Here is a 24,643-nt window from a genome sequence, read left to right on the forward strand (position 1 = left end):
CTCATGCCCAACCCCCGGTCGTCGTGCCCGCGGCGGGCGCCGGGCCCGCGCTCGTGCGGGCGTGGTCCGCCTGCCGCCACAGGTCCGCGAGGCCCGCCCCCGGCGGTACGGCTAGAGCCGTCCAGCCCGCCTGGCGGAGCATCCGCACGCGGGCCTCCCCGGCACCGGACGGCGGGGCCCCCTGCCCCTGCGCCCAGGCCGCGCTGTCCAGTACGAAGGCGACCGCGGAGCCGCTGCGCTGGCGCATCTTGGCGACCACCGCGGCCTGCTCCTCGTCCAGGTCTCCGAGGAAGGCGAGGAGGAGGCCCTCGTTTCCGCCGCGCAGCACGTCGTAGGCCCGGGAGAGCCCGGCGCCGTCCGAGTGGTCGATCACGGCGAGCGTGTCCATCATCAGCCCGGCCGCGTCCGCCGACTCCTGGCTGGCGCCCGCGAAGCCGTCGGAGCCCTCGCCCGGCACGGAGGTGCCCGTGTCGGTCAACAGGCGCACCGAGAAGCCCCGTTCGAGCATGTGCACCAGGGCGGATGCCGTGCCCGACACCGCCCACTCGAAGGCCGAGTCGGGCCCCGCGCCCCGGAAGCCTACGCCCCGGGTGTCCAGGAGCACCGTGCAGCGGGCCCGCTGCGGCTGCTCCTCGCGGCGCACCATCAGCTCTCCGTAGCGCGCGGTGGAGCGCCAGTGCACCCGGCGCAGGTCGTCGCCGTACCGGTACCCGCGCGGGATGACGTCGTCCTCGCCGGCCAGCGCCAGCGAGCGGTTGCGCCCGTCGCCGTACCCCTTCGCCTCACCGGTGAGCCGCACCGGAGGCAGCGCCTCCACGCGCGGGATGACCGTCAGGGTGTCGTACGTGGAGAAGGAGCGCGTCAGTTCGCACATCCCGAACGGGTCCGTCAGGCGCAGCTGCAAGGGCCCCAGCGGATAGCGGCCGCGCAGGTCGGAGCGGACGCGGTAGGACACCTCGCGCCGCCCGCCCGCCTCGACGCGGTCGAGTACGAAGCGGGGCCGCGGGCCGAGCACGTAGGGCACCCGGTCCTGGAGCATCAGCAGCCCGGTGGGCAGCCGCGAGACGTTGTCCATCCGCAGGTGGACGCGGGCCTCCGAACCGGCGGGCACGCGCGCGGGGGAGAGCCTGCGGCTGCCCGCGACGCGGTACCGGGTGCGGAACAGGACGGTGGCGCACACCAGCGGCAGCACGGCGAGCAGCAGCCCGACGCGCAGCAGGTCGCTCTGGCCGAGGACATAGGCGCAGACGGCGGCGGCGACGCCGGCCGCGAGGAAGGAACGTCCGCGTGTGGTCAGGCCCGCGAGGGCCGTGCGCACCCCGCCCTTCTCGTCATCGGCGGGGCCCGCCGGCGTCCCCCCGGACGCCATCAAAGCCTCCGGGCGCCGGGCGGCTGCTGGTTGAAGAAGGCGCCGGTGCCCGGGGGCGTGGCGGCGGGCACCGGGGTGCGCTGCAGGATCTCCAGGACGACGGCTTCGGCCGTACGCCGGTTCAACTGGGCCTGTGCCGTGGGCAGCAGGCGGTGGGCGAGGACCGCGACGGCCAGGGCCTGCACGTCGTCGGGCAGGGCGAACTCGCGGCCGCTGAGCGCGGCGGAGGCCTTGGCGGCCCGCAGCAGGTGCAGCGTCGCGCGCGGGGACGCCCCGAGTCTGAGGTCCGGGTGGTTGCGGGTCGCGCCGACCAGGTCCACCGCGTACCGCCGCACGGGGTCGGCCACGTGGACCGTGCGCACGGCGTCGATGAGCTTCACGATGTCGTGCGCGTGTGCCACCGGCTGGAGGTCGTCGAGGGGTGAGACGCCGCCGTGGATGTCGAGCATCTGCAACTCGGCCTCAGGGCCCGGATAGCCGATCGAGACCCGCGCCATGAAGCGGTCGCGCTGTGCCTCGGGCAGCGGGTAGGTCCCCTCCATCTCGACGGGGTTCTGCGTGGCCACCACCATGAACGGGCTGGGCAGTTCGTAGGTCTGCCCGTCGATGGTGACCTGGCGCTCCTCCATCGACTCGAGCAGCGCGGACTGCGTCTTCGGAGACGCGCGGTTGATCTCGTCGCCGATCACGATCTGCGCGAAGATCGCCCCCGGCTTGAACTCGAAGTCCCTGCGCTGCTGATCGAAGATGGACACACCGGTGATGTCCGACGGCAGCAGATCCGGTGTGAACTGGATCCGGCGCACGGAGCAGTCGATGGAGCGCGCGAGCGCCTTGGCGAGCATGGTCTTGCCCACGCCCGGTACATCCTCGATGAGCAGGTGCCCCTCCGCCAGGAGCACGGTCAGCGAAAGCCGTACGACCTCTGGCTTGCCCTCGATCACACTCTCCACCGACCCGCGGACACGCTCCGCTGTGGTGGTCAGATCTGTGAGGCTCGCTCGATCGTCATAGGTCGTCACCCGGCCCTCCTCGGCCCTTCCCCCACGCTCTCAAGGAGCAGGGGATACCCCATTTCCAAGCCGCCATTCGAACGCGCGACCCGGTACACCCCGAATTCACCGGCAGCACGCGTGAATGGTTTCGCGCGGTGCCACCCCCGCATTGTTGTTGGGCATACCGGGTCGTGTCACTCGCCTGTGGATAACTGGCTCCGATTTGTCGGGCTTTACGCCGCTTTGTCAGTCACGCGGCGTCGATCTCCCGCAGCAGACCCGTCTTCACGTCGAAGACGAACCCCCGGATGTCGTCGGTGTGCGACAGGAACGGCGAGGTCCGCACCCGCTTCATCGACTGCCGTACGTCCTGGTCCACGTCGCGGAAGGACTCCACCGCCCACGTCGGCCGCTGCCCGACCTCGTTCTCCAGGTCCTGGCGGAACTCCTCGGTGAGGGTCTCCAGGCCGCAGCCGGTGTGGTGGATGAGGACCACGCTGCGGGTGCCGAGCGCACGCTGGCTGATGGTCAGGGAGCGGATGACGTCGTCGGTCACCACGCCGCCCGCGTTCCGGATGGTGTGGCAGTCGCCCAGTTCCAGGCCGAGGGCCTCGTGCAGGTCGAGACGGGCGTCCATGCACGCGACGATGGCGACGCGCTGGACGGGACGGGCGTCCATGCCCGGGTCGGTGAACCCGGAGGCGTACTTCTGGTTCGCTTCGACCAGGCGGTCGGTGACCGTGCCGGCGGCTATGTCGTCGGCGGTCGGCTCGGCGGGGATGCGGTCCGGGGAGGCTGCGGAAGTCGACATAGAGATGACGTTAGTGGGCACTGATCGTCGGGGCCCGCTGTGGGGAGGGACAAAGAACGCCAAAGAGTCTTGTTGTGAGCTAACCCACAGGGTGGCGCAGGCGCGGCCGAACGGGTGACCCCGCCGGATTCGCACCCCTGTCGGGGCCGGTCCGCGACGCGCAGGCCGGTTGATTGACCGGGAGACACGGTGGACTAAAGTGACGCGAAGCGGGAGACGTGACCTGCTCCCTGCTGGACCGCACATCCCGGGGATTCCCTGAATCCCCCCACGTGCGCGGCGCGTACGTACGGCTCGGCCTCCTCCCGCTCCCGGTCGGCTGACGCCACTTCCCCGGCGCCAGCAGTCCATTCCCCTTCACGGAGCGGGTGGGGACCCGGCGGTGCGTGCGCACGCCGCGCCGGACCTGAGAGGGCCCCTTGAGCGACAACAGCCGACACGTCCCGGTGATGCTTCAGCGGTGCCTGGACATGCTGGCCCCCGCGCTCGCCGAGCCGGGCGCCGTCGTCGTCGACTGCACCCTCGGACTCGGCGGCCACAGCGAGGCCCTCCTCGCCACCTTCCCCTCGGCCCGCCTCGTCGCCCTGGACCGCGACAAGGAAGCGCTGCGCCTGTCCGGTGAGCGGCTCGCCCCCTTCGGCGACCGGGCCACCCTGGTGCACGCGGTGTACGACGAACTCCCCGACGTGCTCGACCGCCTCGGCATCCCGCGCGTCCAGGGCGTCCTCTTCGACCTCGGCGTCTCCTCCATGCAACTCGACGAGGCGGACCGCGGATTCGCGTACGCCCAGGACGCGCCCCTCGACATGCGCATGGACCAGACGACCGGCATCAGCGCGGCCGAGGTCCTCAACACGTACGCACCGGGCGAACTGGTGCGTATCCTGCGCCAGTACGGCGAGGAGAAGCAGGCCAAGCGCATCGTCGGCGCGGTCGTCCGCGAGCGCCAGAAGGAGCCGTTCAGCAACAGCGCGCGGCTCGTCGAGCTCATCCGTGACTCGCTGCCGCAGGCCGCCAAGCGCACCGGCGGCAACCCCGCCAAGCGCACCTTCCAGGCCCTGCGCATCGAGGTCAACGGCGAACTGAGCGTCCTGGAGCAGGCCATCCCGGCCGCCGTGAAGGCGCTCGCCGTCGGCGGCCGGATCGCCGTCCTCTCGTACCACTCGCTGGAGGACCGCCTAGTCAAGCAGGTGTTCGCGGCCGGTGCCGCGAACACCGCGCCGCCCGGCCTGCCCGTCGTCCCCGAGCGCTACCAGCCGAGGCTCAAGCTCCTGACCCGCGGCGCCGAACTCCCCACAGAGGAAGAGGTCGCCGAGAACCGCAGGGCGGCCCCGGCCCGGCTGCGGGGCGCGCAGCGCGTACGAGAAGACGTCCGCTGAGCAGCACCCGCTGATCAGAGTCCGCTGATCAGAGTCCGCTGATCAGAGTCCGCGAGGAGGCTCCATGAGCAAGAAGCCCGAGTTGCGGGGGAGGGCCGCCCGCCTCGCGCGGCTGCTGCCCCAGGGCCCGAGCCAGGCCGCGCGCACCCCCTTCGTCCTCCTCGTCGTCCTGCTCCTCGGCGGCGGCCTGATCGGGCTGCTCATCCTGAACTCCTCCCTCAACGAAGGCTCGTTCCAGCTGAGCGAGCTGAAGAAGGAGACCAAGGACCTCACCGAGGAGAAGCAGGAGCTCCAGCGCGAGGTGGACGGCTATGCCGCCCCCGACGCCCTCCAGCGCCGCGCCGGTGAGCTCGGCATGGTCCCGGGCGGCGACCCGGCCTTCCTGAACCCCGACGGGACCGTGCGCGGCGTGCCGGGCGCCGCGGCCCGCCCCTCGTCGCTGGGGTACCCCGCGCCGCGCCCGCAGGAGGTCGCGTCCCCCGCGGCGTCCGTCTCGATCCCGGTCGCGCCACCCGTGCCGCCCCCGGCCCCGGACGTCACGGCAGCCGCCCCGCCGCCGTCCGCCCCCACCCCCGCCGCCCAGGCACCCACGCAGCCCGGCCCCACGACGACCTCCGGCAGGTGACGCACGTGTCCGACAGGGAACCCCCGCGCCGCCGGGTGCCAGGACCCGCGAGGCCCTCCCGCCCCGCACGGCCCGGCGCCCCCCGCCGGCCCGCGGGCGGCGGCCGCCCCGCCACCCGCCGTCCCGCCGCGAAGGCCAAGGGCAAGGCCCGCACCATCCGCCTGGGCAGCCCCCGGCCCCGCCTGCGCATGGTCAGCCTCGGCCTGACCCTGGTGATGCTGGCCTTCGTCGTACGGCTGCTGCAGGTGCAGGCCGTCGACGCGAGCGCGTACGCGGCCAAGGCCGAGAAGAACCGCTACTTCACCCACACCCTGGCCGCCGAGCGCGGCCGCATCACCGACCGCGGCGGCGTCGAACTGGCCGCCAGCGTGGACGCGTACGACATCACGGCGGACCCCACGCTGTTCACGCCGGAGGAGATGAAGACCAAGGACGCGCCCGAGCAGGCGGCCGCCCTGCTGGCCCCGATCCTCGACAAGGGCGTCGCCGAGCTCACCAAGAAGCTCAAGACCCCCAAGACGCGTTACGTCCTGCTCGCCCGCCGACAGAGCCCGCAGGTGTGGAAGCAGATCAAGGACCTGCGCGGCGCGCTCGCCGAGAAGGCGGGCACCGATCCGGCATCGCCGAACGTGCTGGCCGGCGTCCTCGCCGACCCGAGCAGCAAGCGGGTCTACCCGAACGACGATCTCGGCGCCGGGATACTGGGCTGGGTCAACTCCGACGGCAAGGGCGCGGGCGGCCTGGAGGCGCAGCTCGACAAGAAGCTGGCCGGCGAGGACGGCAAGATCCGCTACGCCCAGTCCGGCGGCCGCCAGGTGCCGACCGCGGGCTCCACGGAGACGCCCGCCGTGCCCGGCTCCGACGTCGAGCTCACCATCGACCGCGACATCCAGTGGGCCGCGCAGAACGCCATCAGCGAGCAGGTCAGGAAGTCCAAGGCGGACCGCGGCTACGTGATAGTGCAGGACGCCCGGACCGGCGAGGTCCTTGCGATGGCCAACGCCCCCGGCTTCGACCCGAACGACCTCACCCAGGCCGACGGCGCCGCCCTCGGCAACGCCGCCCTCCAGGACGCCTTCGAGCCCGGCTCCACCGCCAAGGTCATGTCGATGGCCGCCGTCCTGGAGGAGAACGCGGCCACGCCCGGCACCCATGTGACGGTGCCCAACCGGCTGCACCGCGGCGACCGCCTCTTCCAGGACGACATCGACCACCCGACCTGGCATCTGACGCTCAACGGCGTCCTCGCCAAGTCCTCCAACATCGGCACGATCCTCGCCACCGGCGAACTCGGCAGGACGCAGAAGGAGGCCAACGAGGCCCTCTACTCGTATCTGCGCAAGTTCGGCATCGGCAAGGAGACCGGCCTCGACTTCCCCGGCGAGACCTCCGGCATCCTCGCGCCCGCCGCCAAGTGGTCCACCTCGCAGCAGTTCACGATCCCGTTCGGCCAGGGCGTCTCCATCAACGCCATGCAGGCCGCCTCGGTCTACTCGACCATCGCCAACGGCGGCGTGCGCATCGAACCCACGCTCGTACGCGGCACGAAGGGCCCCGACGGCCGCTTCACCCCCGCGCCGAAGCCCAAGAAGACCCGCGTGGTGAGCGAGAAGACCGCCAAGACGGTCTCGCAGATGCTCGAATCCGTCGTCGACGACGAAGAGGGCACCGGCACCAAGGCCCGCATCCCCGGCTACCGCGTCGCGGGCAAGACCGGTACGGCCAACCGGGTCGACCCGGCGACCGGCCGCTACAAGGGCTACACCTCCTCGTTCGCCGGCTTCGCGCCCGCCGACAAGCCGCGCGTCACGGTCTACTGCGCGATCCAGAACGCCACCAAGGGCAGCTACTTCGGCGGCCAGATCTGCGGCCCCATCTACAAGGAGGTCATGGAGTTCGCCCTCAAGACGCTCCAAGTCCCGCCCACCGGAAGCGGCCCGGCCCGCCTTCCGGTGACCTTCAAGCCCTGAGAACCGACCAGGAACCACCCGTGACAACGATCACCCCGGACCCCGGGAACCAGACCCCGCCGCACCGCCCACTTCGCTCTGGAGCGGGTGCGCCCGGTACGCTCACCGCCGTGCCACACGCTGATCAGTCCCAAACCACCCAGAAGGGCGTTCCCGTGACATATCCGGGACCGCCGCGGCCGGCCCAGGTCTCCCCGACCTCGCTGACGGAGCTCGCAGGCCAGCTGGGCGTCGCCGACCCGGGCAGCGCGCAGATCACGGGCATCACGCACGACTCGCGCGCCGTACGCCCCGGCGACATCTACGCCGCGCTGCCCGGCGCCCGCATGCACGGCGCCGACTTCGTCGCGCAGGCCGCCGACCTCGGGGCCGCCGCGGTGCTCACCGACCCGACCGGCGCCGAGCGAGCGGCCGCGACCGGGCTGCCGGTCCTGGTCGTCGACGACCCGCGCGGCAGCATGGGCGAGCTGGCGGCGACGGTCTACGGCCACCCCGGCCGCGACCTGCTGCAGATCGGCATCACCGGCACGTCGGGCAAGACCACCACCGCGTACCTCATCGAGGGCGGTCTCAAGGGCGTCCGTTCCACCGGACTCATCGGCACCGTCGAGATGCGCATCGGCGACGAGCGCATCAAGTCGGAGCGGACGACGCCCGAAGCCACCGACCTCCAGGCGCTGTTCGCGGTGATGCGCGAGCGCGGCGTCGAGGCGGTCGCGATGGAGGTCTCCAGCCACGCGCTGGTGCTCGGGCGGGTGGACGGCTGCGTCTTCGACGTCGCCGTCTTCAACAACCTCAGCCCGGAGCACATGGAGTTCCACTCCGGCATGGAGGACTACTTCCAGGCCAAGGCGCAGCTGTTCACCAAGCACCGTTCGCGCCTCGGAGTGGTCAACTTCGACGACGAGTACGGGCGTCGGCTCATCACCGAGTCGGAGGTGCCCGTCACCACCTTCTCCGCCGAGGGCCACCCCGACGCCGACTGGCGCGCCGAGGACGTCGAGGTCGGACCGCTCGACTCGACGTTCGTCGCGGTCGGCCCCGGAGGCGAGCGGATCAACGCCAAGTCGCCGCTCGCGGGCCCCTTCAACGTCGCCAACACCCTCGCCGCGATCGTCTCGCTGGCCGTCGCCGGGCTCGACCCGCAGCAGGCCGCCGACGGCGTCGGCGCGGTGCCCGGCGTACCGGGCCGCCTGGAGCGCGTCGACGCGGGCCAGCCCTACCTCGCCGTCGTCGACTACGCCCACAAGACGGACGCCGTCGAATCGGTCCTGCGCGCGCTGCGCAAGGTCACCGAGGGCAAGCTGCACATCGTGCTCGGCTGCGGCGGCGACCGCGACAAGACCAAGCGGATGCCGATGGGCGCGGCCGCGGCCCGCCTCGCCGACACCGCCGTACTGACCTCCGACAACCCCCGTGGCGAGGACCCCCTCGCGATCCTCGCCACGATGCTCGCCGGCGCCGCCGACGTCCCGTCCCACGAGCGCGGCGACGTGGCCGTCTTCGAGGACCGGGCCGCCGCCATCCGCGCCGCCGTCGTCCGCGCGCAGCCGGGCGACACCGTCCTCGTCGCGGGCAAGGGCCACGAGCAGGGACAGGACATCGCCGGGGTGGTGCGTCCCTTCGACGACCGCCAGGTGCTTCGCGAAGCTATCCAGCAAACCCAGGGATGAAGTTGTGATCGCCCTCTCCCTCGCCGAGATCGCCAGCGTCGTCGGCGGGCAGACGTACGACATACCGGATCCAGCCGTTCAGGTCACCGGACCCGTCGTCCGGGACTCCCGTGAGGTGGAGCCCGGCAGCCTCTTCGTCGCCTTCGTCGGCGAGCGCGTCGACGGCCACGACTACGCGGCGGACGTCGTCGCGGCAGGCGCCGCGGCCGTCCTCGCCTCGCGGCCCGTCGGCGTGCCCGCCATCGTCGTGGACGACGTGACCGCGGCCCTCGGAGCCCTGGCGCGCCACGTCGTGCGGCGGCTCGGCGCCACACTGGTGGCGCTGACGGGCTCCGTCGGCAAGACCAGCTCCAAGGACCTGCTCGCGCAGGTGCTGCGGCAGAAGGCGCCCACGGTCTTCACCCCGGGCTCGCTCAACAACGAGATCGGCCTGCCGCTGACCGCGCTGAGCGCCACCGACGAGACGCGCTTCCTCGTCCTGGAGATGGGGGCGCGCGGAATCGGCCATATTCGCTACCTCACCGAGCTCACGCCGCCGCACATCGGCCTCGTCCTGAACGTCGGAACCGCCCACATCGGCGAGTTCGGCGGACGCGAGCAGATCGCGGTAGCGAAGGGTGAGCTGGTCGAGTCGCTGCCCGCGGACGGCGCCGCAGTCCTCAACGCCGACGACCCGCTCGTACGCGCCATGGCGTCCCGTACGAAGGCGCGCGTGCTGCTCTTCGGAGAGGCCGAGGACGCCGACGTACGCGCCGAGAATGTCCGGCTCACAGAGAACGGACAGCCCGCTTTTACGCTGCACACACCCTCCGGGTGCAGCGACGTGACCTTGCGGCTGTACGGTGAGCACCACGTGTCGAACGCGCTTGCCGCGGCCGCCGTCGCCCATGAGCTGGGCATGTCCGTGGACGAGATCGCCCTCGCGCTCTCCGAGGCGGGCACGCTGTCCCGCTGGCGGATGGAGGTCACCGAGCGCCCGGACGGTGTGACGGTCGTCAACGACGCCTACAACGCGAACCCCGAGTCCATGCGAGCCGCTCTGCGCGCGCTCGCGGCCATGGGCAAGGGACGCCGTACGTGGGCGGTGCTCGGTCAGATGGCCGAGCTCGGGGACGAGGGTCTCGCCGAGCACGACGCGGTCGGACGCCTTGCCGTCCGGCTCAACGTGAGCAAGCTCGTGGCAGTCGGGGGCAGGGAAGCGTCCTGGCTCCAACTGGGCGCATACAACGAGGGTTCGTGGGGTGAGGAGTCGGTGCACGTGTCCGACGCACAGGCGGCGATCGACCTGCTGCGCAGCGAGCTGCGCGCAGGAGACGTCGTACTGGTGAAGGCGTCCAGATCGGTCGGTCTCGAGCGGGTCGCCACGGCGCTGCTCGACGACGCCGCGGTGTCTTCCGAGGGGCAGGTCGCCGGCCGATGAGGCAGATCCTCTTCGCGGGTGTGATCGGGCTCTTCCTGACCCTGGTCGGTACCCCGCTCCTGATCAAGCTCCTGGCCCGCAAGGGCTATGGCCAGTTCATCCGGGACGACGGCCCGCGCGAGCACCACAGCAAGCGCGGTACGCCGACCATGGGTGGTATCGCCTTCATCCTGGCCACGCTCATCGCGTACTTCCTCACGAAGGTCATCACCGGCACGGAGACCACGCTCTCCGGCCTCCTGGTGCTCTTCCTGATGGCGGGCATGGGCCTCGTCGGCTTCCTCGACGACTACATCAAGATCGTCAAGCAGCGTTCGCTCGGTCTGCGCGCCAAGGCGAAGATGGCCGGCCAGCTGATCGTCGGCATCGGCTTCGCCGTGCTCGCGCTGAACTGGCCGGACAACCGCAACCAGACCCCGGCCTCCACCAAGCTGTCGTTCGTCACGGACTTCGGCTGGTCGATCGGCCCGGTCCTGTTCGTGGTCTGGGCGCTGTTCATGATCCTCGCGATGTCGAACGGCGTGAACCTCACCGACGGTCTGGACGGCCTCGCCACCGGCGCCTCCGTGATGGTCTTCGGCGCCTACACCTTCATCGGTGTCTGGCAGTACCAGGAGTCCTGCGCCAACGCGACGACGCTGACCAACCCCCAGGCGTGCTTCGAGGTCAGAGACCCGCTCGACCTCGCCGTGGTGGCCTCCGCGCTGATGGGCGCCTGCTTCGGCTTCCTGTGGTGGAACACCTCGCCCGCCAAGATCTTCATGGGTGACACCGGCTCGCTCGCCCTCGGCGGCGCGCTGGCGGGCCTCGCGATCTGCTCCCGCACGGAGCTGCTCCTCGCGCTGCTCGGCGGCCTCTTCGTCCTGATCACCATGTCGGTCGTCATCCAGGTCGGCTCGTTCCGGATGACCGGTAAGCGCGTCTTCCGGATGGCGCCACTTCAGCACCACTTCGAACTCAAGGGGTGGTCCGAGGTCCTTGTCGTGGTCCGCTTCTGGATCATCCAGGGCATGTGCGTGATCGTCGGCCTCGGTCTCTTCTACGCGGGATGGGCAGCCGAAAAGTGACCTCTGTGTCCGAGTGGCAGGGCAGGAACATCACCGTCGCCGGTCTCGGCGTGAGCGGCGTCAGCGCCGCCCGCGCCCTGGCCGGCCTCGGCGCGACGGTGACCGTCGTGGACGGCGGCTCCGGAGAGGCGCATCGGGAACGCGCCGCCTCTCTGGAGAGCGAGGGCATCTCCGTACGCCTGGGGGACGCCGAGAGCCTGCCGCCCGGCACGGACCTCGTCGTCACCTCGCCGGGCTGGAAGCCGTCGTCGCCGCTGTTCGCCGCGGCCGCAGAGGCGGGCGTGGACGTCGTCGGCGACGTCGAGGTCGCCTGGCGCCTGCGCGGCCCCGACGCGGCCCCCTGGCTCGCCGTCACGGGCACCAACGGCAAGACCACGACCACGCAGATGCTCGCCTCGATCCTTGACGCGGCGGGCCTGCGCACGGCCGCCGTCGGCAACATCGGCACCCCGATCGTGGACGTGGTCCTCGAAGGCGACGACGCGTACGACGTCTTCGCCGTCGAGCTGTCCTCGTACCAGCTGCACTGGGCGCCCTCGCTGCGCGCCCACTCCGCGACCGTCCTCAACCTCGCGCCGGACCACCTGGACTGGCACGGCTCCATGGAGGCGTACGCCGCCGACAAGGGCCGCATCTACGAGGGCAACCGGATCGCCTGCGTCTACAACGTGGCGGACAAGGCCACCGAGGATCTGGTCCGCGAGGCCGACGTCGAAGAGGGCTGCCGCGCCATCGGTTTCACGCTGAACGCGCCCGCGCCCTCGCAACTGGGCGTCGTGGACGGCATCCTGGTCGACCGTGCCTTCGTGCCGGACCGCCAGAAGCAGGCCCAGGAGCTCGCCGAGATCTCCGACGTCCAGCCGCCCGCGCCGCACAACATCGCCAACGCGCTGGCCGCTGCGGCCCTCGCGCGCGCCTTCGGCGTACAGGCCACGGCCGTACGCGACGGGCTGCGCGCCTTCCGCCCGGACGCCCACCGCATCGAACATGTCGCGGACGTCGAGGGCGTCGCGTACGTCGACGACTCCAAGGCCACCAACACCCACGCCGCACAGGCGTCGTTGGCGGCGTACGAGTCGATCGTCTGGATCGCCGGCGGGCTCGCCAAGGGCGCCACCTTCGACGAGCTCGTCGCGGGCGCGGCGAAGCGGCTGCGCGGCGTTGTCCTCATCGGCGCCGACCGCGAGCTGATCCGTGAAGCCCTCGCGCGACACGCCCCCGAGGTCCCGGTCGTCGACCTCGACCGGACCGACACTGGGGCGATGTCCGAGGCGGTACGGCGGGCGGCGGAGCTGGCTCAGCCGGGGGACACCGTGCTGATGGCTCCGGCCTGTGCGTCGATGGACATGTTCACCAACTACAACAAGCGTGGTGAAGCGTTCGCGGACGCCGTCCGCGAACTCGGCACCACGCGCGCCTGACCGGGCTTTCCGTCCGGCGGGCGCCGGGCACACCCTTGGGAGGGGAACGTGGCCAGGTCATCCGTGCGGGTCGCCAGACGACCGCCTCCGGTACGCGCCAGAGGTGCCTCCCACCCTCCGGGCGAGCGCGGGCCCCGGCGGCTCTACACCCGGCTCCGCCGGGCGTGGGACCGTCCGCTCACCGCGTACTACCTCATCCTCGGCAGCAGCCTGCTGCTCACCGGGCTCGGCCTGGTGATGGTCTACTCCGCCTCGATGATCCAGGCGCTGCAGTTGGACCTGCCCGCCTCGTACTTCTTCCGCAAGCAGTTCGTGGCGGCCGTGCTCGGCGCGATCCTGCTCCTGGTCGCCATGCGGATGCCCCTCAAGCTGCACCGGGCGCTCGCCTATCCGATCCTCGCGGTGACCGTCTTCCTGATGGTCCTCGTGCAGGTCCCGGGGATAGGGCGCAGTGTCAACGGCAACCAGAACTGGATCTACCTGGGCGGCCCGTTCCAGCTCCAGCCCAGTGAGTTCGGCAAGCTCGCCCTGGTCCTGTGGGGGGCCGACCTGCTCGCGCGTAAACACGACAAGCGGCTCCTTACCCAGTGGAAACACATGCTGGTGCCGCTCGTGCCGGTCGCGTTCATGCTGCTCGGACTCATCATGCTCGGCGGCGACATGGGCACCGCGATCATTCTCACCGCGATCCTTTTCGGCCTGCTGTGGCTCGCGGGAGCGCCCACCCGGCTCTTCGCCGGCGTGCTCAGCATCGCGGCCGTGCTCGGTGTGATTCTCATCAAGACCAGCCCCAATCGCATGGCCAGGCTCGCATGCATCGGCGCCACGGACCCCGGCCCCGGGGACCAGTGCTGGCAGGCCGTGCACGGCATCTACGCCCTGGCCTCCGGCGGATTCTTCGGTTCCGGACTCGGCGCGAGTGTGGAAAAATGGGGTCAACTGCCTGAACCGCACACCGACTTCATCTTCGCCATCACGGGGGAGGAACTCGGCCTGGCAGGGACACTGTCGGTGCTCGCCCTCTTCGCGGCTCTAGGCTATGCGGGTATCCGCGTGGCCGGACGCACGGAGGACCCCTTCGTGAGGTATGCCGCGGGAGGCGTGACCACCTGGATCACGGCCCAGGCCGTGATCAACGTCGGTGCGGTGCTCGGTCTGCTGCCGATCGCCGGTGTCCCGCTCCCGCTGTTCTCCTACGGGGGTTCGGCCCTGCTGCCGACCATGTTCGCCATCGGACTCCTCATCGCCTTCGCGCGATCGGATCCGGCGGCGAAGGCGGCCCTGGCCATGCGGCAACCTCGGGTGAGATGGAACACGATGCGACGGCGCGTCAAGGCGCGTTCGTCCGGAGAGCGGTGAATTTCGGTGCATGTCGTACTCGCCGGTGGGGGGACCGCCGGCCACATCGAGCCCGCGCTCGCCCTCGCGGACGCCCTGCGGAGGCAGGACCCGACCGTGGGCATCACGGCCCTGGGCACGGAGCGTGGACTCGAGACCCGGCTCGTACCCGAGCGGGGCTACGAACTCGCGCTGATCCCGGCCGTCCCGCTGCCGCGCAAGCCCACCCCTGAACTGATCACCGTGCCGGGGCGGCTGCGCGGCACCATCAAGGCGGCCGAGCAGATCCTGGAGCGCACCAAGGCGGACTGCGTCGTCGGCTTCGGCGGCTACGTGGCCCTGCCCGGCTATCTCGCGGCCAAGCGGGCGGGGGTGCCGATCGTCGTCCACGAGGCCAACGCGCGGCCCGGCCTCGCCAACAAGATCGGTTCGCGGTACGCCCACGGGGTGGCCGTCGCCACCCCCGACAGCAAGCTGCGCAACTCCCGCTACATCGGCATCCCGTTGCGGCACACCATCGCCACGCTCGACCGGGCCCGGGTCCGCCCGGAGGCGCGCGCCGCCTTCGGCCTCGACCCGAACCTGCCGACCCTGCTCGTCTCCGGCGGCTCACAGGGCGCCCGGCGGCTCAACGAGGTCGTCCAGCAGGTCGCCCCGGTGCTGCAGCGCGCCGGCATCCAGATCCTGCACGCGGTCGGCCCGAAGAACGAATTGCCGCAGGTGCACCAGATGCCGGGGATGCCCCCGTACATCCCGGTACCGTACGTGGACCGGATGGACCTCGCGTACGCCGCGGCCGACATGATGCTCTGCCGCGCGGGCGCGATGACCGTGGCCGAACTCTCCGCCGTCGGGCTCCCCGCCGCGTACGTCCCGCTGCCGATCGGCAACGGCGAACAGCGGCTCAACGCCCAGCCTGTGGTCAAGGCGGGCGGCGGACTGCTGGTCGATGACGCGGAACTGACGCCCGAGTGGGTCCAGGGCAACGTCCTTCCCGTCCTCGCCGACCCGCACCGGCTGTACGAGATGTCGCGCGCGGCCTCGGAGTTCGGCCGCAGGGACGCCGACGACCTCCTCGTCGGCATGGTGTACGAGGCGATTGCGTCACGCCGTAACGCGTGAGAAGGCAGGGGACCGTGGCCGGACCGACCACCGCCGAACGGCAGCAGAAGAAGTCCGGCCCGCCCCGCCCGCAGCGCATCCGCCGCCCCAGGCTGCCGCGTTCACGCACTCTGATCGTCGTACTGGTGCTCGCCGTGCTGCTCGGTGGCGGCGGGGTCTGGGTGCTCTACGGCTCGCAGTGGCTGCGCCTGGAGCGGGTGACGACGTCGGGAACCCACGTCCTGACGCCCGAAGAAGTGCGTGAGGCAGCCGATGCCCCCGTCGGGGCACCACTGATTTCGGTCGATACGGACGCCCTGGAAGAGCGGCTGCGCTCAAAATTGCCCCGAATTGACTCGGTTGACGTCGTCCGGTCCTGGCCGCACGGAATCGGACTCAAAGTGACGGAACGCAAGCCGGTGCTCCTCATCGCAAAGGGCGGGAAGTTCGTCGAAGTGGACGCCGAAGGAGTGCGATTCGCCACGGTCGAGCGCGCGCCCGAGGGCGTCCCGGAGCTCGAATTGAGCCTGGACCGGGAGAGCGGGGCGGCGAGTCTGCGCCGCTTCGGCACCGACCGGCTGGTGCGCGAGGCGGTACGGGTCGCCGGTGACCTGCCCGAAGAGGTGGCCCGCGACACCCGGAACCTCAAGGTCCGTTCGTACGACTCCATCTCGCTGGAGCTGAGCGGCGGGCGCACCGTCGCCTGGGGCAGTGGCGAGAAGGGCCACTCCAAGGCCACTACCCTCACCGCACTGATGAAAGCGGCACCCAAGGCACGGCACTTCGACGTGAGCGTCCCCACCGCACCTGCGTCATCGGGGAGTTGACGCATATCGCCGCAGGCCAGCACCCTGGTTCGGCAGCGCTACGGCTGATCACATAGGGTGAAAAGAAAAACGGGAGGTTCGGCGTGTTCGTTGAACGTGCGCCACTTGTCGACTTAGTGTCCTGTTCGGAAGAGTCCAAGGAACAGACACACTGGTAACCCTAAACTTCAGCGTTAGGGTTCGGGTCGGCGTTCGGACCGTCCCATTCGGCATCAGTCGCCGCATCGCATCGATGCGAAACGGCGACACGTAACTCGAGGCGAGAGGCCTTCGACGTGGCAGCACCGCAGAACTACCTCGCAGTCATCAAAGTCATCGGTGTCGGCGGCGGTGGTGTCAATGCCATCAACCGGATGATCGAGGTCGGTCTCAAGGGCGTCGAGTTCATCGCCATCAACACCGACGCGCAAGCCCTGTTGATGAGCGACGCCGACGTCAAGCTCGACGTCGGCCGTGAACTCACCCGCGGCCTCGGCGCCGGCGCCAACCCGGCCGTCGGCCGCAAGGCCGCAGAGGACCACCGCGAGGAGATCGAGGAGGTCCTCAAGGGGGCCGACATGGTCTTCGTCACCGCCGGCGAAGGCGGCGGCACCGGCACCGGCGGCGCACCCGTCGTCGCCAACATCGCCCGCTCGCTCGGCGCCCTCACCATCGGTGTGGTCACCCGGCCGTTCACCTTCGAGGGCCGCCGTCGCGCCAACCAGGCCGAGGACGGCATCGCGGAGCTGCGCGAAGAGGTCGACACCCTCATCGTCATCCCCAACGACCGCCTGCTGTCCATCTCGGACCGCCAGGTCTCCGTCCTCGACGCCTTCAAGTCGGCGGACCAGGTCCTGCTCTCCGGTGTCCAGGGCATCACCGACCTCATCACCACGCCCGGCCTGATCAACCTCGACTTCGCCGACGTCAAGTCGGTCATGTCCGAGGCCGGTTCGGCGCTCATGGGCATCGGCTCGGCCCGCGGCGACGACCGCGCGGTGGCCGCCGCCGAGATGGCGATCTCCTCGCCGCTCCTGGAGGCGTCCATCGACGGCGCCCGGGGCGTCCTGCTCTCCATCTCCGGCGGCTCCGACCTCGGCCTCTTCGAGATCAACGAAGCGGCCCAGCTGGTCAGCGAGGCCGCCCACCCCGAGGCCAACATCATCTTCGGCGCGGTCATCGACGACGCGCTCGGCGACGAGGTGAGGGTCACCGTCATCGCGGCGGGCTTCGACGGCGGACAGCCGCCGTCCAAGCGGGACACCGTCCTCGGCTCGGCGTCCTCGGGAGCGCCCAAGCGCGAGGAGTCGGCCCCGTCCTCCGCACCGTCCCGTCCTGCGGAATCGTCCCGCCCGGCCTTCGGTGGCCTCGGCAGCGTCACCCCGCGCGACGAGCCCTCGGCCCCGGAGCCCGCGGAGTCGGCACCGGCGAGCGAGGCCCCGTCCGCGCCGACGGCCCCGCCGCAGGTTCCGCCGGCCCGTCCCTACCAGGACAGCCAGGCCGAAGAGCTGGACGTGCCGGACTTCTTGAAGTGATAAGCGAGCACAGCACCGTGAGCGGCGCGCACTTCGCCTTCACCGACAGGTGGGGCGGGGTGAGCGCCGTTCCGTACGAAGAGCTCAATCTCGGCGGCGCGGTCGGCGACGACCCCGAGGCCGTGCGCACCAACCGCGAGCTGGCCGCCAAGTCCCTCGGCGTCGATCCGGCCCGGGTCGTCTGGATGAACCAGGTGCACGGCCGCGACGTCGCCGTCGTCGACGGTCCGTGGGGCTCCGACGCCGAGATCCCGGCCGTCGACGCGGTGGTGACCGCCCGCAGGGGCCTCGCCCTCGCCGTCCTGACCGCCGACTGCACTCCCGTCCTGCTGGCCGATCCGGTCGCCGGGGTCGCGGCCGCGGCCCACGCGGGCCGCCCCGGCATGGTGGCCGGGGTCGTCCCCGCCGCCGTCGAGGCCATGGTGGAGCTCGGCGCGGACCCCGGGCGCATCGTCGCCCGCACCGGTCCCGCCGTCTGCGGGCGTTGCTACGAAGTGCCGGAGGCGATGCGCGCCGATGTCGCCGCCGTCGAGCCCGCGGCGTACGCCGGGACGAGTTGGGGCACGCCCGCGGTCGACGTGACCGCCGGGGTGCACGCCCAACTGGAGCGGCTCGGGGTGTGCGACCGGGAGCAGTCGCCGGTGTGCACGCTGGAATCCGGTGACCATTTCTCGTACCGCCGCGACCGGACCACCGGTCGCCTCGCGGGCTATGTCTGGCTGGACTGATAGGGCATGACGGAGCGTAAGTCTCAACTCGCCGCAAATCTGGCGAAGGTCGAGGAGCGCATCGCCGCGGCGTGCGCGGCGGCCGGGCGCAAGCGGGAAGAAGTGACCCTGATCGTGGTCACGAAGACCTATCCCGCGAGCGACGTGCGGATCCTGTCCGAACTCGGTGTGCGCCACGTCGCGGAGAACCGCGACCAGGACGCGGCGCCGAAGGCGGCCGAGAGCGCGGACCTGCCTCTCACATGGCACTTCGTCGGTCAGCTTCAGACCAATAAAGTCCGTTCCGTGACCGGTTATGCCGATCTGGTGCAGTCTGTTGATCGTCCCAAGCTTGTCACAGCTCTCTCGACGGCCGCGGTGCGTGCGGAGCGTGAGGTCGGCTGCCTGATCCAGGTCGCGCTCGACGCCGAGGAGAACGGGCGGGGCGAGCGCGGCGGCGTGGGGCCCGGCGGAATCGAAGAGTTGGCCGACCTCGTCGCCGGGGCGCCGGGGCTGCGGCTCGATGGTCTGATGACCGTGGCGCCGCTCAGCGGACCGTACGCGGGTCGGCAACAGGCGGCGTTCGAGCGGTTGATGGAATTCTCAACCCTCATGCGCGCGGCTCATCCTGCTGCGAACATGGTGTCGGCAGGGATGAGTGCGGACCTCGAACAGGCCGTTGCGGCCGGGGCGACACATGTGCGCGTCGGTACGGCGGTACTCGGAGTCCGACCCGGGCTCGGGTAACGTCGCCAAGAAGTCGGACCACAGCAGAAAATATGGTCATTCTCGCTGTTGGGCGGGGATACCTCGTGGATCGCGGGCAGTTGACGACGACAGCCGATCCACCACAGAGCGGAGGACTCAGAGCATGGCCGGCGCGATGCGCAAGATGGCGGTCTACCTCGGCCTCGTGGAGGACGATGGGTACGACGGTCCGGGGTTCGACCCCGATGACGAGTTCGAACCCGAGCCGGAGCCCGAGCGCGACCGCAGAAGGCACGAACCATCGCATCAGTCGCACCAGTCCCACCAGTCACAACGGGACGAATCGGTACGAGTGGTGCAGCCGCCCGCCCCGCGCGAGCCGGCGGCCCATTCCGCTTCGCTCGCTGCGGAATCCGGACGTCCGGCACGAATCGCCCCCGTGGCATCCATCACACCTGAACGCCAGAGCCTGGAGAAGAACGCACCGGTGATCATGCCCAAGGTCGTGTCCGAGCGGGAGCCCTACCGCATCACCACATTGCACCCCCGGACCTACAACGAGGCCCGTACCATCGGGGAACACTTCCGCGAGGGCACCCCGGTGATCATGAATCTGACCGAGATGGACGACACGGACGCGAAGCGACTTGTCGACTTTGCCGCCGGTCTGGTCTTCGGTCTGCATGGCAGCATTGAACGAGTGACGCAGAAGGTGTTCCTGTTGTCGCCTGCTAACGTCGATGTAACGGCGGAGGACAAGGCTCGCATCGCAGAGGGCGGGTTCTTCAACCAGAGCTGAGACGCAGTGACGCAGTAGACGCAGTACCGGAACGACAAGCACGGGTAACAGGGGAGAGGGAACCGCGAACATGAGCGTGGTCGTGCAGGTGCTTTACATCGCGCTGATGTGCTTCCTCATCGTGCTGATCTTCCGGTTGGTCATGGACTACGTCTTCCAGTTCGCCCGCTCATGGCAACCCGGCAAGGCGATGGTGGTCGTTCTCGAGGCCACCTACACTGTCACTGATCCACCGCTCAAGCTTCTGCGGCGGTTCATTCCGCCGCTGCGTCTCGGGGGCGTGGCGCTCGACCTGTCCTTCTTCGTACTGATGATCATCGTCTACATCCTGATCTCCGTCGTGAGGCAGCTGTGAGCTCGATGTCAGCTACGTTCTTGCCGAATGCCGACGACTACGTTGAGGTGAAGAGATGCCGTTGACCCCCGAGGACGTGCGGAACAAGCAGTTCACGACCGTCCGCCTCCGAGAAGGCTATGACGAGGACGAGGTCGATGCCTTCCTCGATGAGGTCGAAGCCGAACTGACCCGCCTGCTCCGCGAGAACGAGGACCTGCGCGCCAAGCTCGCCGCGGCCACCCGTGCCGCCGCGCAGAACCAGCAGCAGGGCGGGATGCGCAAGGGTCCCGACGGACCGCAGGACCAGCGCGGTCCCGGCGCCCCCGTGCCCGCCGCAATATCAGGTCCGCAGCCGGTGCCGCCGCAGCATCAGCAGCAGCAGATGGGTGGCCCCATGGGCGGCCCGCCGCAGCTGCCCGGTGGCGCGCCGCAGCTGCCCGCAGGCCCCAGCGGCCACGGCCAGGGCCACCCGCAGCAGGGTGGTCCGCAGGGCCCCGGCCCCATGGGTCAGGGTCAGATGGGCGGCCCCATGGGCGGTCCCATGGGCGGTCACGGTCCGCAGATGCCGCAGCCCGGCCAGGGCCCCGGTGGCGACAGCGCCGCCCGTGTGCTCTCCCTGGCGCAGCAGACCGCGGACCAGGCGATCGCGGAGGCCCGTTCCGAGGCCAACAAGATCGTCGGAGAGGCGCGCTCGCGCGCCGAGGGCCTCGAGCGTGACGCCCGTGCCAAGGCCGACGCCCTGGAGCGGGACGCGCAGGAGAAGCACCGCGTCGCGATGGGCTCCCTGGAGTCCGCCCGCGCCACGCTGGAGCGCAAGGTCGAGGACCTGCGCGGCTTCGAGCGCGAGTACCGCACGCGTCTGAAGTCCTACCTGGAGTCGCAGCTGCGCCAGCTGGAGACGCAGGCGGACGACTCGCTGGCCCCGCCGCGCACTCCGGCCACCGCCTCGCTGCCGCCGTCCCCGGCGCCTTCGATGGCTCCGGCCGGCGCGGGTGCCCCGTCCTACGGCGGCAACCAGCAGATGGGCGGCAACAACCAGCCCGCCGGTGGTCCGTCCTACGGCGGCCAGCAGCAGATGTCCCCGGCGATGACCCAGCCGATGGCGCCGGTGCGGCCGCAGGGCCAGCAGCCGATGCAGCAGGCTCCGTCGCCGATGCGTGGCTTCCTCATCGACGAGGACGACAACTGACGGGCGTGACCACGCCATAGGCGTCGGCAGCGTTCAGGGCCGGGCCCCCGGATTTCTCCGGGGGCCCGGCCCTTTTGCTGTCCCTGTACGGGGCTCCGCCCGCATGCGAAAGGCCCGGTCCCGCCGAGGTCGTCGGCGGGACCGGGCCTTCGTACGAGCGCTTACGCCTTGCGGAGGCGGAACGTCAGCTTCAGGGAGTCGTCCGTGAACGGCTGTCCGAACGTGTCGTCCGCCTCACCCTGTGCGAAGTCGGTCGCGAGGACCTCGTCCGCGATGAGCCCGGCGTGCTCGGACAGGGCCGTCTCCACCGCCGGGTCGGCGGAGGACCAGCGCAGGGCGATCCGGTCGGCGACGTCCAGGCCGCTGTTCTTGCGGGCCTCCTGGATCAGGCGGATCGCGTCACGGGCCAGTCCGGCCCGGCGCAGCTCCTCGGTGATCTCCAGGTCCAGGGCGACCGTGGCACCGGACTCGGACGCCACCGACCAGCCCTCGCGCGGGGTCTCCGTGATGATGACCTCGTCCGGGGCCAGCGTCACCGTCTCGCCGTCGACCTCGACCGAGGCCGTGCCCTCGCGCAGGGCCAGGGACAGCGCGGCCGCGTCCGCGTCGGCGACGGCCTTGGCGACCGCCTGGACGCCCTTGCCGAACCGCTTGCCGAGCGCCCGGAAGTTGGCCTTCGCCGTCGTGTCGACCAGTGAACCGCCGACTTCGGAGAGCGACGCCAGCGAGGAGACGTTCAGCTCCTCGGTGATCTGGGCGTGCAGCTCCGGGTTGAGCGACTCGAAGCCCGTGGCCGCGATCAGGGCCCTGGACAGCGGCTGGCGGGTCTTGACGCCCGACTCCGCGCGCGTGGCCCGGCCGAGCTCGACGAGGCGGCGCACGAGCACCATCTGCTGGGACAGCTCGGGGTCGATGGCGGAGAGGTCCGGCTCCGGCCAGGCGGTGAGGTGCACCGACTCCGGGGCGCCGGGGGTGACCGGCACGACCAGGTCCTGCCAGACACGCTCCGTGATGAACGGCGTCAGCGGCGCCATGAGGCGCGTGACCGTCTCGATGACCTCGTGCAGGGTGCGCAGGGCCGCCTTGTCGCCCTGCCAGAAGCGGCGGCGGGAGCGGCGGACGTACCAGTTCGAGAGGTTGTCGACGAAGACGGACAGGAGCTTGCCCGCGCGCTGGGTGTCATAGCTCTCCAGGGCCTGGGTGACCTGGTCGGTCAGCGCGTGCAGCTCGCTGAGCAGCCAGCGGTCCAGGAGCGGGCGGTCGGCGGGCGCCGGGTCGGCGTCGCCGGGGGCCCACTGCGACGTACGGGCGTAGAGCGCCTGGAAGGCGACCGTGTTCCAGTACGTGAGGAGCGTCTTGCGGACGACTTCCTGGATGGTGCCGTGGCCCACGCGGCGGGCCGCCCACGGGGAGCCGCCGGCCGCCATGAACCAGCGGACCGCGTCGGCGCCGTGCTGGTCCATGAGCGGGACGGGGTCCAGGGTGTTGCCCAGGTGCTTGGACATCTTGCGGCCGTCCTCGGCGAGGATGTGGCCGAGGCAGACCACGTTCTCGTAGGACGACTTGTCGAAGACCAGGGTGCCGACGGCCATCAGCGTGTAGAACCAGCCGCGGGTCTGGTCGATGGCCTCCGAGATGAACTGCGCGGGGTAGCGGCTCTCGAAGAGCTCCTTGTTCTTGTGCGGGTACCCCCACTGCGCGAACGGCATCGACCCCGAGTCGTACCAGGCGTCGATGACCTCCGGCACGCGCGTGGCCGTGGAGCCGCACCCGTCCTGCGGGCAGGCGAAGGTGACCGCGTCGATGAACGGGCGGTGCGGGTCGAGGCCCGACTGGTCGGTGCCCGTCAGGTCGGAGAGCTCGGCGCGCGAGCCGACACAAGTGAGGTGGTCCTCCTCGCAGCGCCAGATGGGCAGCGGGGTGCCCCAGTAGCGGTTGCGGGAGAGCGCCCAGTCGACGTTGTTGGTCAGCCAGTCGCCGAAGCGGCCGTGCTTGACCGAGTCCGGGAACCAGTTGGTCTTCTCGTTCTCCTGGAGGAGGCGGTCCTTGACGGCCGTGGTGCGGATGTACCAGGACGGCTGCGCGTAGTAGAGCAGCGCCGTGTGGCAGCGCCAGCAGTGCGGGTAGCTGTGCTCGTACGCGATGTGCTTGAAGAGCAGTCCCCGGTCGGCCAGGTCCTTCGTGAGGCTTTCGTCCGCCTTCTTAAAGAAGACGCCGCCTACGAGGGGGACGTCCTCTTCGAAGGTGCCGTCCGGGCGGACGGGGTTCACGACCGGCAGGCCGTACGAACGGCAGACCTTGAGGTCGTCCTCACCGAAGGCGGGGGACTGGTGCACCAGACCGGTGCCGTCCTCGGTGGTGACGTACTCGGCGTTGACCACGTAGTGCGCGGGAGCGGGGAACTCCACGAGCTCGAACGGACGTTGGTAGTTCCAGCGCTCCATCTCGGCACCGGTGAAGGTCTCGCCGGTGGTCTCCCATCCCTCGCCGAGGGCCTTCTCGACGAGCGGCTGGGCGACGACGAGCTTCTGCTCGCCGTCCGTCGCGACGACGTACGTGACGTCGGGGTGCGCGGCGACGGCGGTGTTCGAGACGAGGGTCCAGGGGGTCGTCGTCCAGACGAGGAGGGCGGCCTCGCCCGCGAGGGGACCGGAGGTGAGGGGGAAACGGACGTAGACGGAAGGGTCGACGACCGTCTCGTAGCCCTGCGCCAGCTCGTGGTCCGAGAGGCCCGTGCCGCAGCGCGGGCACCACGGGGCGACGCGGTGGTCCTGGACGAGCAGGTCCTTGTTGAAGATCTCCTTCAGGGACCACCAGACCGAGTCCACGTACTCCGGGTTCATCGTCCGGTACGCGTCGTCGAGGTCGACCCAGTAACCCATGCGGGTCGTGAGCTCGGCGAAGGCGTCGGTGTGCCGGGTCACGGACTCGCGGCACTTGGCGTTGAACTCGGCGATGCCGTACGCCTCGATGTCCTTCTTGCCGTTGAACCCGAGCTCCTTCTCGACGGCGAGCTCCACCGGGAGGCCGTGGCAGTCCCAGCCGGCCTTGCGGGCCACGTGGTAGCCCCGCATGGTGCGGAAGCGGGGGAAGACGTCCTTGAAGACGCGGGCCTCGATGTGGTGGGCGCCCGGCATGCCGTTGGCGGTCGGCGGGCCCTCGTAGAACACCCACTCGGGGCGGCCCTCGGACTGCTCGAGGCTCTTGGCGAAGATCTTCTGCTCGCGCCAGAAGGCGAGCACGGCGTGCTCGAGGGCGGGCAGGTCGACCTGGGCGGGCACCTGACGGTACTGCGGCGGCGTATTCAACGAAGTCCTCCGGCGGATGTGCTGCCTTCCGTCGGAGGGACGAGAGCCGTATGCGCCTGGTGCGGCGCGCTCCCGCGGTACCACC

The 24,643-nt window shown here is 70.6% G+C and carries 20 protein-coding genes; 16 read left to right on the forward strand and 4 right to left on the reverse strand.

Annotation, left to right across the window (positions count from 1 at the left end):
* Position 1: 1 nt before the first annotated feature.
* The 3 genes from AB0N81_RS07375 to AB0N81_RS07385 form a co-directional block, all read right to left on the reverse strand.
* The gene (locus AB0N81_RS07375; RefSeq protein WP_365356492.1) at positions 2 to 1,369 is read right to left on the reverse strand and encodes a DUF58 domain-containing protein; all 1,368 of its coding nucleotides are present in this window, start codon (positions 1,367 to 1,369) and stop codon (positions 2 to 4) included.
* Complete coding sequence (locus AB0N81_RS07380) at positions 1,369 to 2,391, reverse strand: MoxR family ATPase (RefSeq protein ID WP_365356494.1); 1,023 nt, start codon at positions 2,389 to 2,391, stop codon at positions 1,369 to 1,371. The genes AB0N81_RS07375 and AB0N81_RS07380 overlap by 1 nt, the downstream gene beginning before the upstream one ends.
* Before the next feature lie 223 nt (positions 2,392 to 2,614).
* On the reverse strand, positions 2,615 to 3,175 hold the full coding sequence (locus AB0N81_RS07385) for a carbonic anhydrase (protein WP_365356495.1): 561 nt from the start codon (positions 3,173 to 3,175) through the stop codon (positions 2,615 to 2,617).
* Positions 3,176 to 3,594: 419 nt separating this feature from the next.
* Here AB0N81_RS07385 and rsmH point away from each other — a divergent pair, with 419 nt between their 5' ends.
* From rsmH to AB0N81_RS07465, 16 genes are all read left to right on the forward strand, one after another.
* Positions 3,595 to 4,554, forward strand: a complete 960-nt coding sequence (gene rsmH, locus AB0N81_RS07390; RefSeq protein ID WP_365356496.1) for a 16S rRNA (cytosine(1402)-N(4))-methyltransferase RsmH — start codon at positions 3,595 to 3,597, stop codon at positions 4,552 to 4,554.
* A 64-nt stretch (positions 4,555 to 4,618) separates the two neighbouring features.
* A complete protein-coding gene (locus AB0N81_RS07395) occupies positions 4,619 to 5,179 on the forward strand; it encodes a septum formation initiator family protein (RefSeq protein ID WP_365356498.1) in 561 nt (186 codons plus the stop codon).
* A 5-nt stretch (positions 5,180 to 5,184) separates the two neighbouring features.
* Positions 5,185 to 7,149 (forward strand): penicillin-binding transpeptidase domain-containing protein, encoded by a 1,965-nt coding sequence (locus tag AB0N81_RS07400; protein ID WP_365356499.1) that lies wholly within the window; start codon positions 5,185 to 5,187, stop codon positions 7,147 to 7,149.
* Between the two features lie 20 nt (positions 7,150 to 7,169).
* Positions 7,170 to 8,822: a UDP-N-acetylmuramoyl-L-alanyl-D-glutamate--2,6-diaminopimelate ligase gene (locus tag AB0N81_RS07405; RefSeq protein WP_365356501.1), complete on the forward strand. Its 1,653-nt coding sequence runs from the start codon at positions 7,170 to 7,172 to the stop codon at positions 8,820 to 8,822.
* A 4-nt stretch (positions 8,823 to 8,826) separates the two neighbouring features.
* Positions 8,827 to 10,242 (forward strand): UDP-N-acetylmuramoyl-tripeptide--D-alanyl-D-alanine ligase, encoded by a 1,416-nt coding sequence (murF, locus tag AB0N81_RS07410; RefSeq protein ID WP_365356502.1) that lies wholly within the window; start codon positions 8,827 to 8,829, stop codon positions 10,240 to 10,242.
* Positions 10,239 to 11,309 (forward strand): phospho-N-acetylmuramoyl-pentapeptide-transferase, encoded by a 1,071-nt coding sequence (gene mraY, locus AB0N81_RS07415; RefSeq protein ID WP_125512299.1) that lies wholly within the window; start codon positions 10,239 to 10,241, stop codon positions 11,307 to 11,309. The genes murF and mraY overlap by 4 nt, the downstream gene beginning before the upstream one ends.
* On the forward strand, positions 11,291 to 12,730 hold the full coding sequence (gene murD, locus AB0N81_RS07420; protein ID WP_365356503.1) for a UDP-N-acetylmuramoyl-L-alanine--D-glutamate ligase: 1,440 nt from the start codon (positions 11,291 to 11,293) through the stop codon (positions 12,728 to 12,730). The genes mraY and murD overlap by 19 nt, the downstream gene beginning before the upstream one ends.
* 48 nt (positions 12,731 to 12,778) lie before the next feature.
* Entirely contained in the window at positions 12,779 to 14,089 is a 1,311-nt protein-coding gene (gene ftsW / locus AB0N81_RS07425; RefSeq protein ID WP_365356505.1) for a putative lipid II flippase FtsW, read from the forward strand.
* 6 nt (positions 14,090 to 14,095) lie between these two features.
* Positions 14,096 to 15,190, forward strand: coding sequence for an undecaprenyldiphospho-muramoylpentapeptide beta-N-acetylglucosaminyltransferase (gene murG, locus AB0N81_RS07430; RefSeq protein ID WP_365356507.1), 1,095 nt, complete (start codon positions 14,096 to 14,098; stop codon positions 15,188 to 15,190).
* A gap of 14 nt (positions 15,191 to 15,204) precedes the next feature.
* Positions 15,205 to 15,996 carry an FtsQ-type POTRA domain-containing protein gene (locus tag AB0N81_RS07435; protein ID WP_365356508.1) on the forward strand — a complete coding sequence of 264 codons (792 nt, stop codon included), beginning with the start codon at positions 15,205 to 15,207 and terminating at the stop codon, positions 15,994 to 15,996.
* A 275-nt stretch (positions 15,997 to 16,271) separates the two neighbouring features.
* Entirely contained in the window at positions 16,272 to 17,510 is a 1,239-nt protein-coding gene (gene ftsZ / locus AB0N81_RS07440) for a cell division protein FtsZ (RefSeq protein WP_365356510.1), read from the forward strand.
* The gene (gene pgeF, locus AB0N81_RS07445) at positions 17,507 to 18,238 is read left to right on the forward strand and encodes a peptidoglycan editing factor PgeF (RefSeq protein ID WP_365356512.1); all 732 of its coding nucleotides are present in this window, start codon (positions 17,507 to 17,509) and stop codon (positions 18,236 to 18,238) included. The genes ftsZ and pgeF overlap by 4 nt, the downstream gene beginning before the upstream one ends.
* Positions 18,239 to 18,244: 6 nt before the next feature.
* Complete coding sequence (locus AB0N81_RS07450) at positions 18,245 to 18,964, forward strand: YggS family pyridoxal phosphate-dependent enzyme (protein WP_365356514.1); 720 nt, start codon at positions 18,245 to 18,247, stop codon at positions 18,962 to 18,964.
* A 124-nt stretch (positions 18,965 to 19,088) separates the two neighbouring features.
* Positions 19,089 to 19,724, forward strand: a complete 636-nt coding sequence (gene sepF, locus AB0N81_RS07455; protein WP_055565231.1) for a cell division protein SepF — start codon at positions 19,089 to 19,091, stop codon at positions 19,722 to 19,724.
* A 70-nt stretch (positions 19,725 to 19,794) separates the two neighbouring features.
* Positions 19,795 to 20,079 carry a YggT family protein gene (locus tag AB0N81_RS07460; protein ID WP_365356516.1) on the forward strand — a complete coding sequence of 95 codons (285 nt, stop codon included), beginning with the start codon at positions 19,795 to 19,797 and terminating at the stop codon, positions 20,077 to 20,079.
* Between the two features lie 55 nt (positions 20,080 to 20,134).
* Positions 20,135 to 21,250, forward strand: a complete 1,116-nt coding sequence (locus AB0N81_RS07465; RefSeq protein ID WP_365356518.1) for a DivIVA domain-containing protein — start codon at positions 20,135 to 20,137, stop codon at positions 21,248 to 21,250.
* Positions 21,251 to 21,411: 161 nt separating this feature from the next.
* On the opposite strand, the gene ileS is transcribed toward AB0N81_RS07465, so the two are convergent.
* The gene (gene ileS / locus AB0N81_RS07470) at positions 21,412 to 24,558 is read right to left on the reverse strand and encodes an isoleucine--tRNA ligase (protein ID WP_365356519.1); all 3,147 of its coding nucleotides are present in this window, start codon (positions 24,556 to 24,558) and stop codon (positions 21,412 to 21,414) included.
* Positions 24,559 to 24,643 lie beyond the last annotated feature (85 nt).

Origin of the sequence: Streptomyces sp. NPDC093510, from assembly GCF_040683555.1 — a bacterium.
Lineage (GTDB): Bacteria > Actinomycetota > Actinomycetes > Streptomycetales > Streptomycetaceae > Streptomyces.

What these genes read in the sequence shown, in the direction of transcription:
- AB0N81_RS07375 (WP_365356492.1), bottom strand. Translation starts at nt 1,369, where the DNA reads ATGGCGTCCGGGGGGACGCCGGCGGGCCCCGCCGATGACGAGAAGGGC.
- AB0N81_RS07385 (WP_365356495.1), bottom strand. Translation starts at nt 3,175, where the DNA reads ATGTCGACTTCCGCAGCCTCCCCGGACCGCATCCCCGCCGAGCCGACC.
- AB0N81_RS07395 (WP_365356498.1), top strand. Translation starts at nt 4,619, where the DNA reads ATGAGCAAGAAGCCCGAGTTGCGGGGGAGGGCCGCCCGCCTCGCGCGG.
- mraY (WP_125512299.1), top strand. Translation starts at nt 10,239, where the DNA reads ATGAGGCAGATCCTCTTCGCGGGTGTGATCGGGCTCTTCCTGACCCTG.
- murD (WP_365356503.1), top strand. Translation starts at nt 11,291, where the DNA reads ATGGGCAGCCGAAAAGTGACCTCTGTGTCCGAGTGGCAGGGCAGGAAC.
- AB0N81_RS07450 (WP_365356514.1), top strand. Translation starts at nt 18,245, where the DNA reads ATGACGGAGCGTAAGTCTCAACTCGCCGCAAATCTGGCGAAGGTCGAG.
- sepF (WP_055565231.1), top strand. Translation starts at nt 19,089, where the DNA reads ATGGCCGGCGCGATGCGCAAGATGGCGGTCTACCTCGGCCTCGTGGAG.
- AB0N81_RS07460 (WP_365356516.1), top strand. Translation starts at nt 19,795, where the DNA reads ATGAGCGTGGTCGTGCAGGTGCTTTACATCGCGCTGATGTGCTTCCTC.
- AB0N81_RS07465 (WP_365356518.1), top strand. Translation starts at nt 20,135, where the DNA reads ATGCCGTTGACCCCCGAGGACGTGCGGAACAAGCAGTTCACGACCGTC.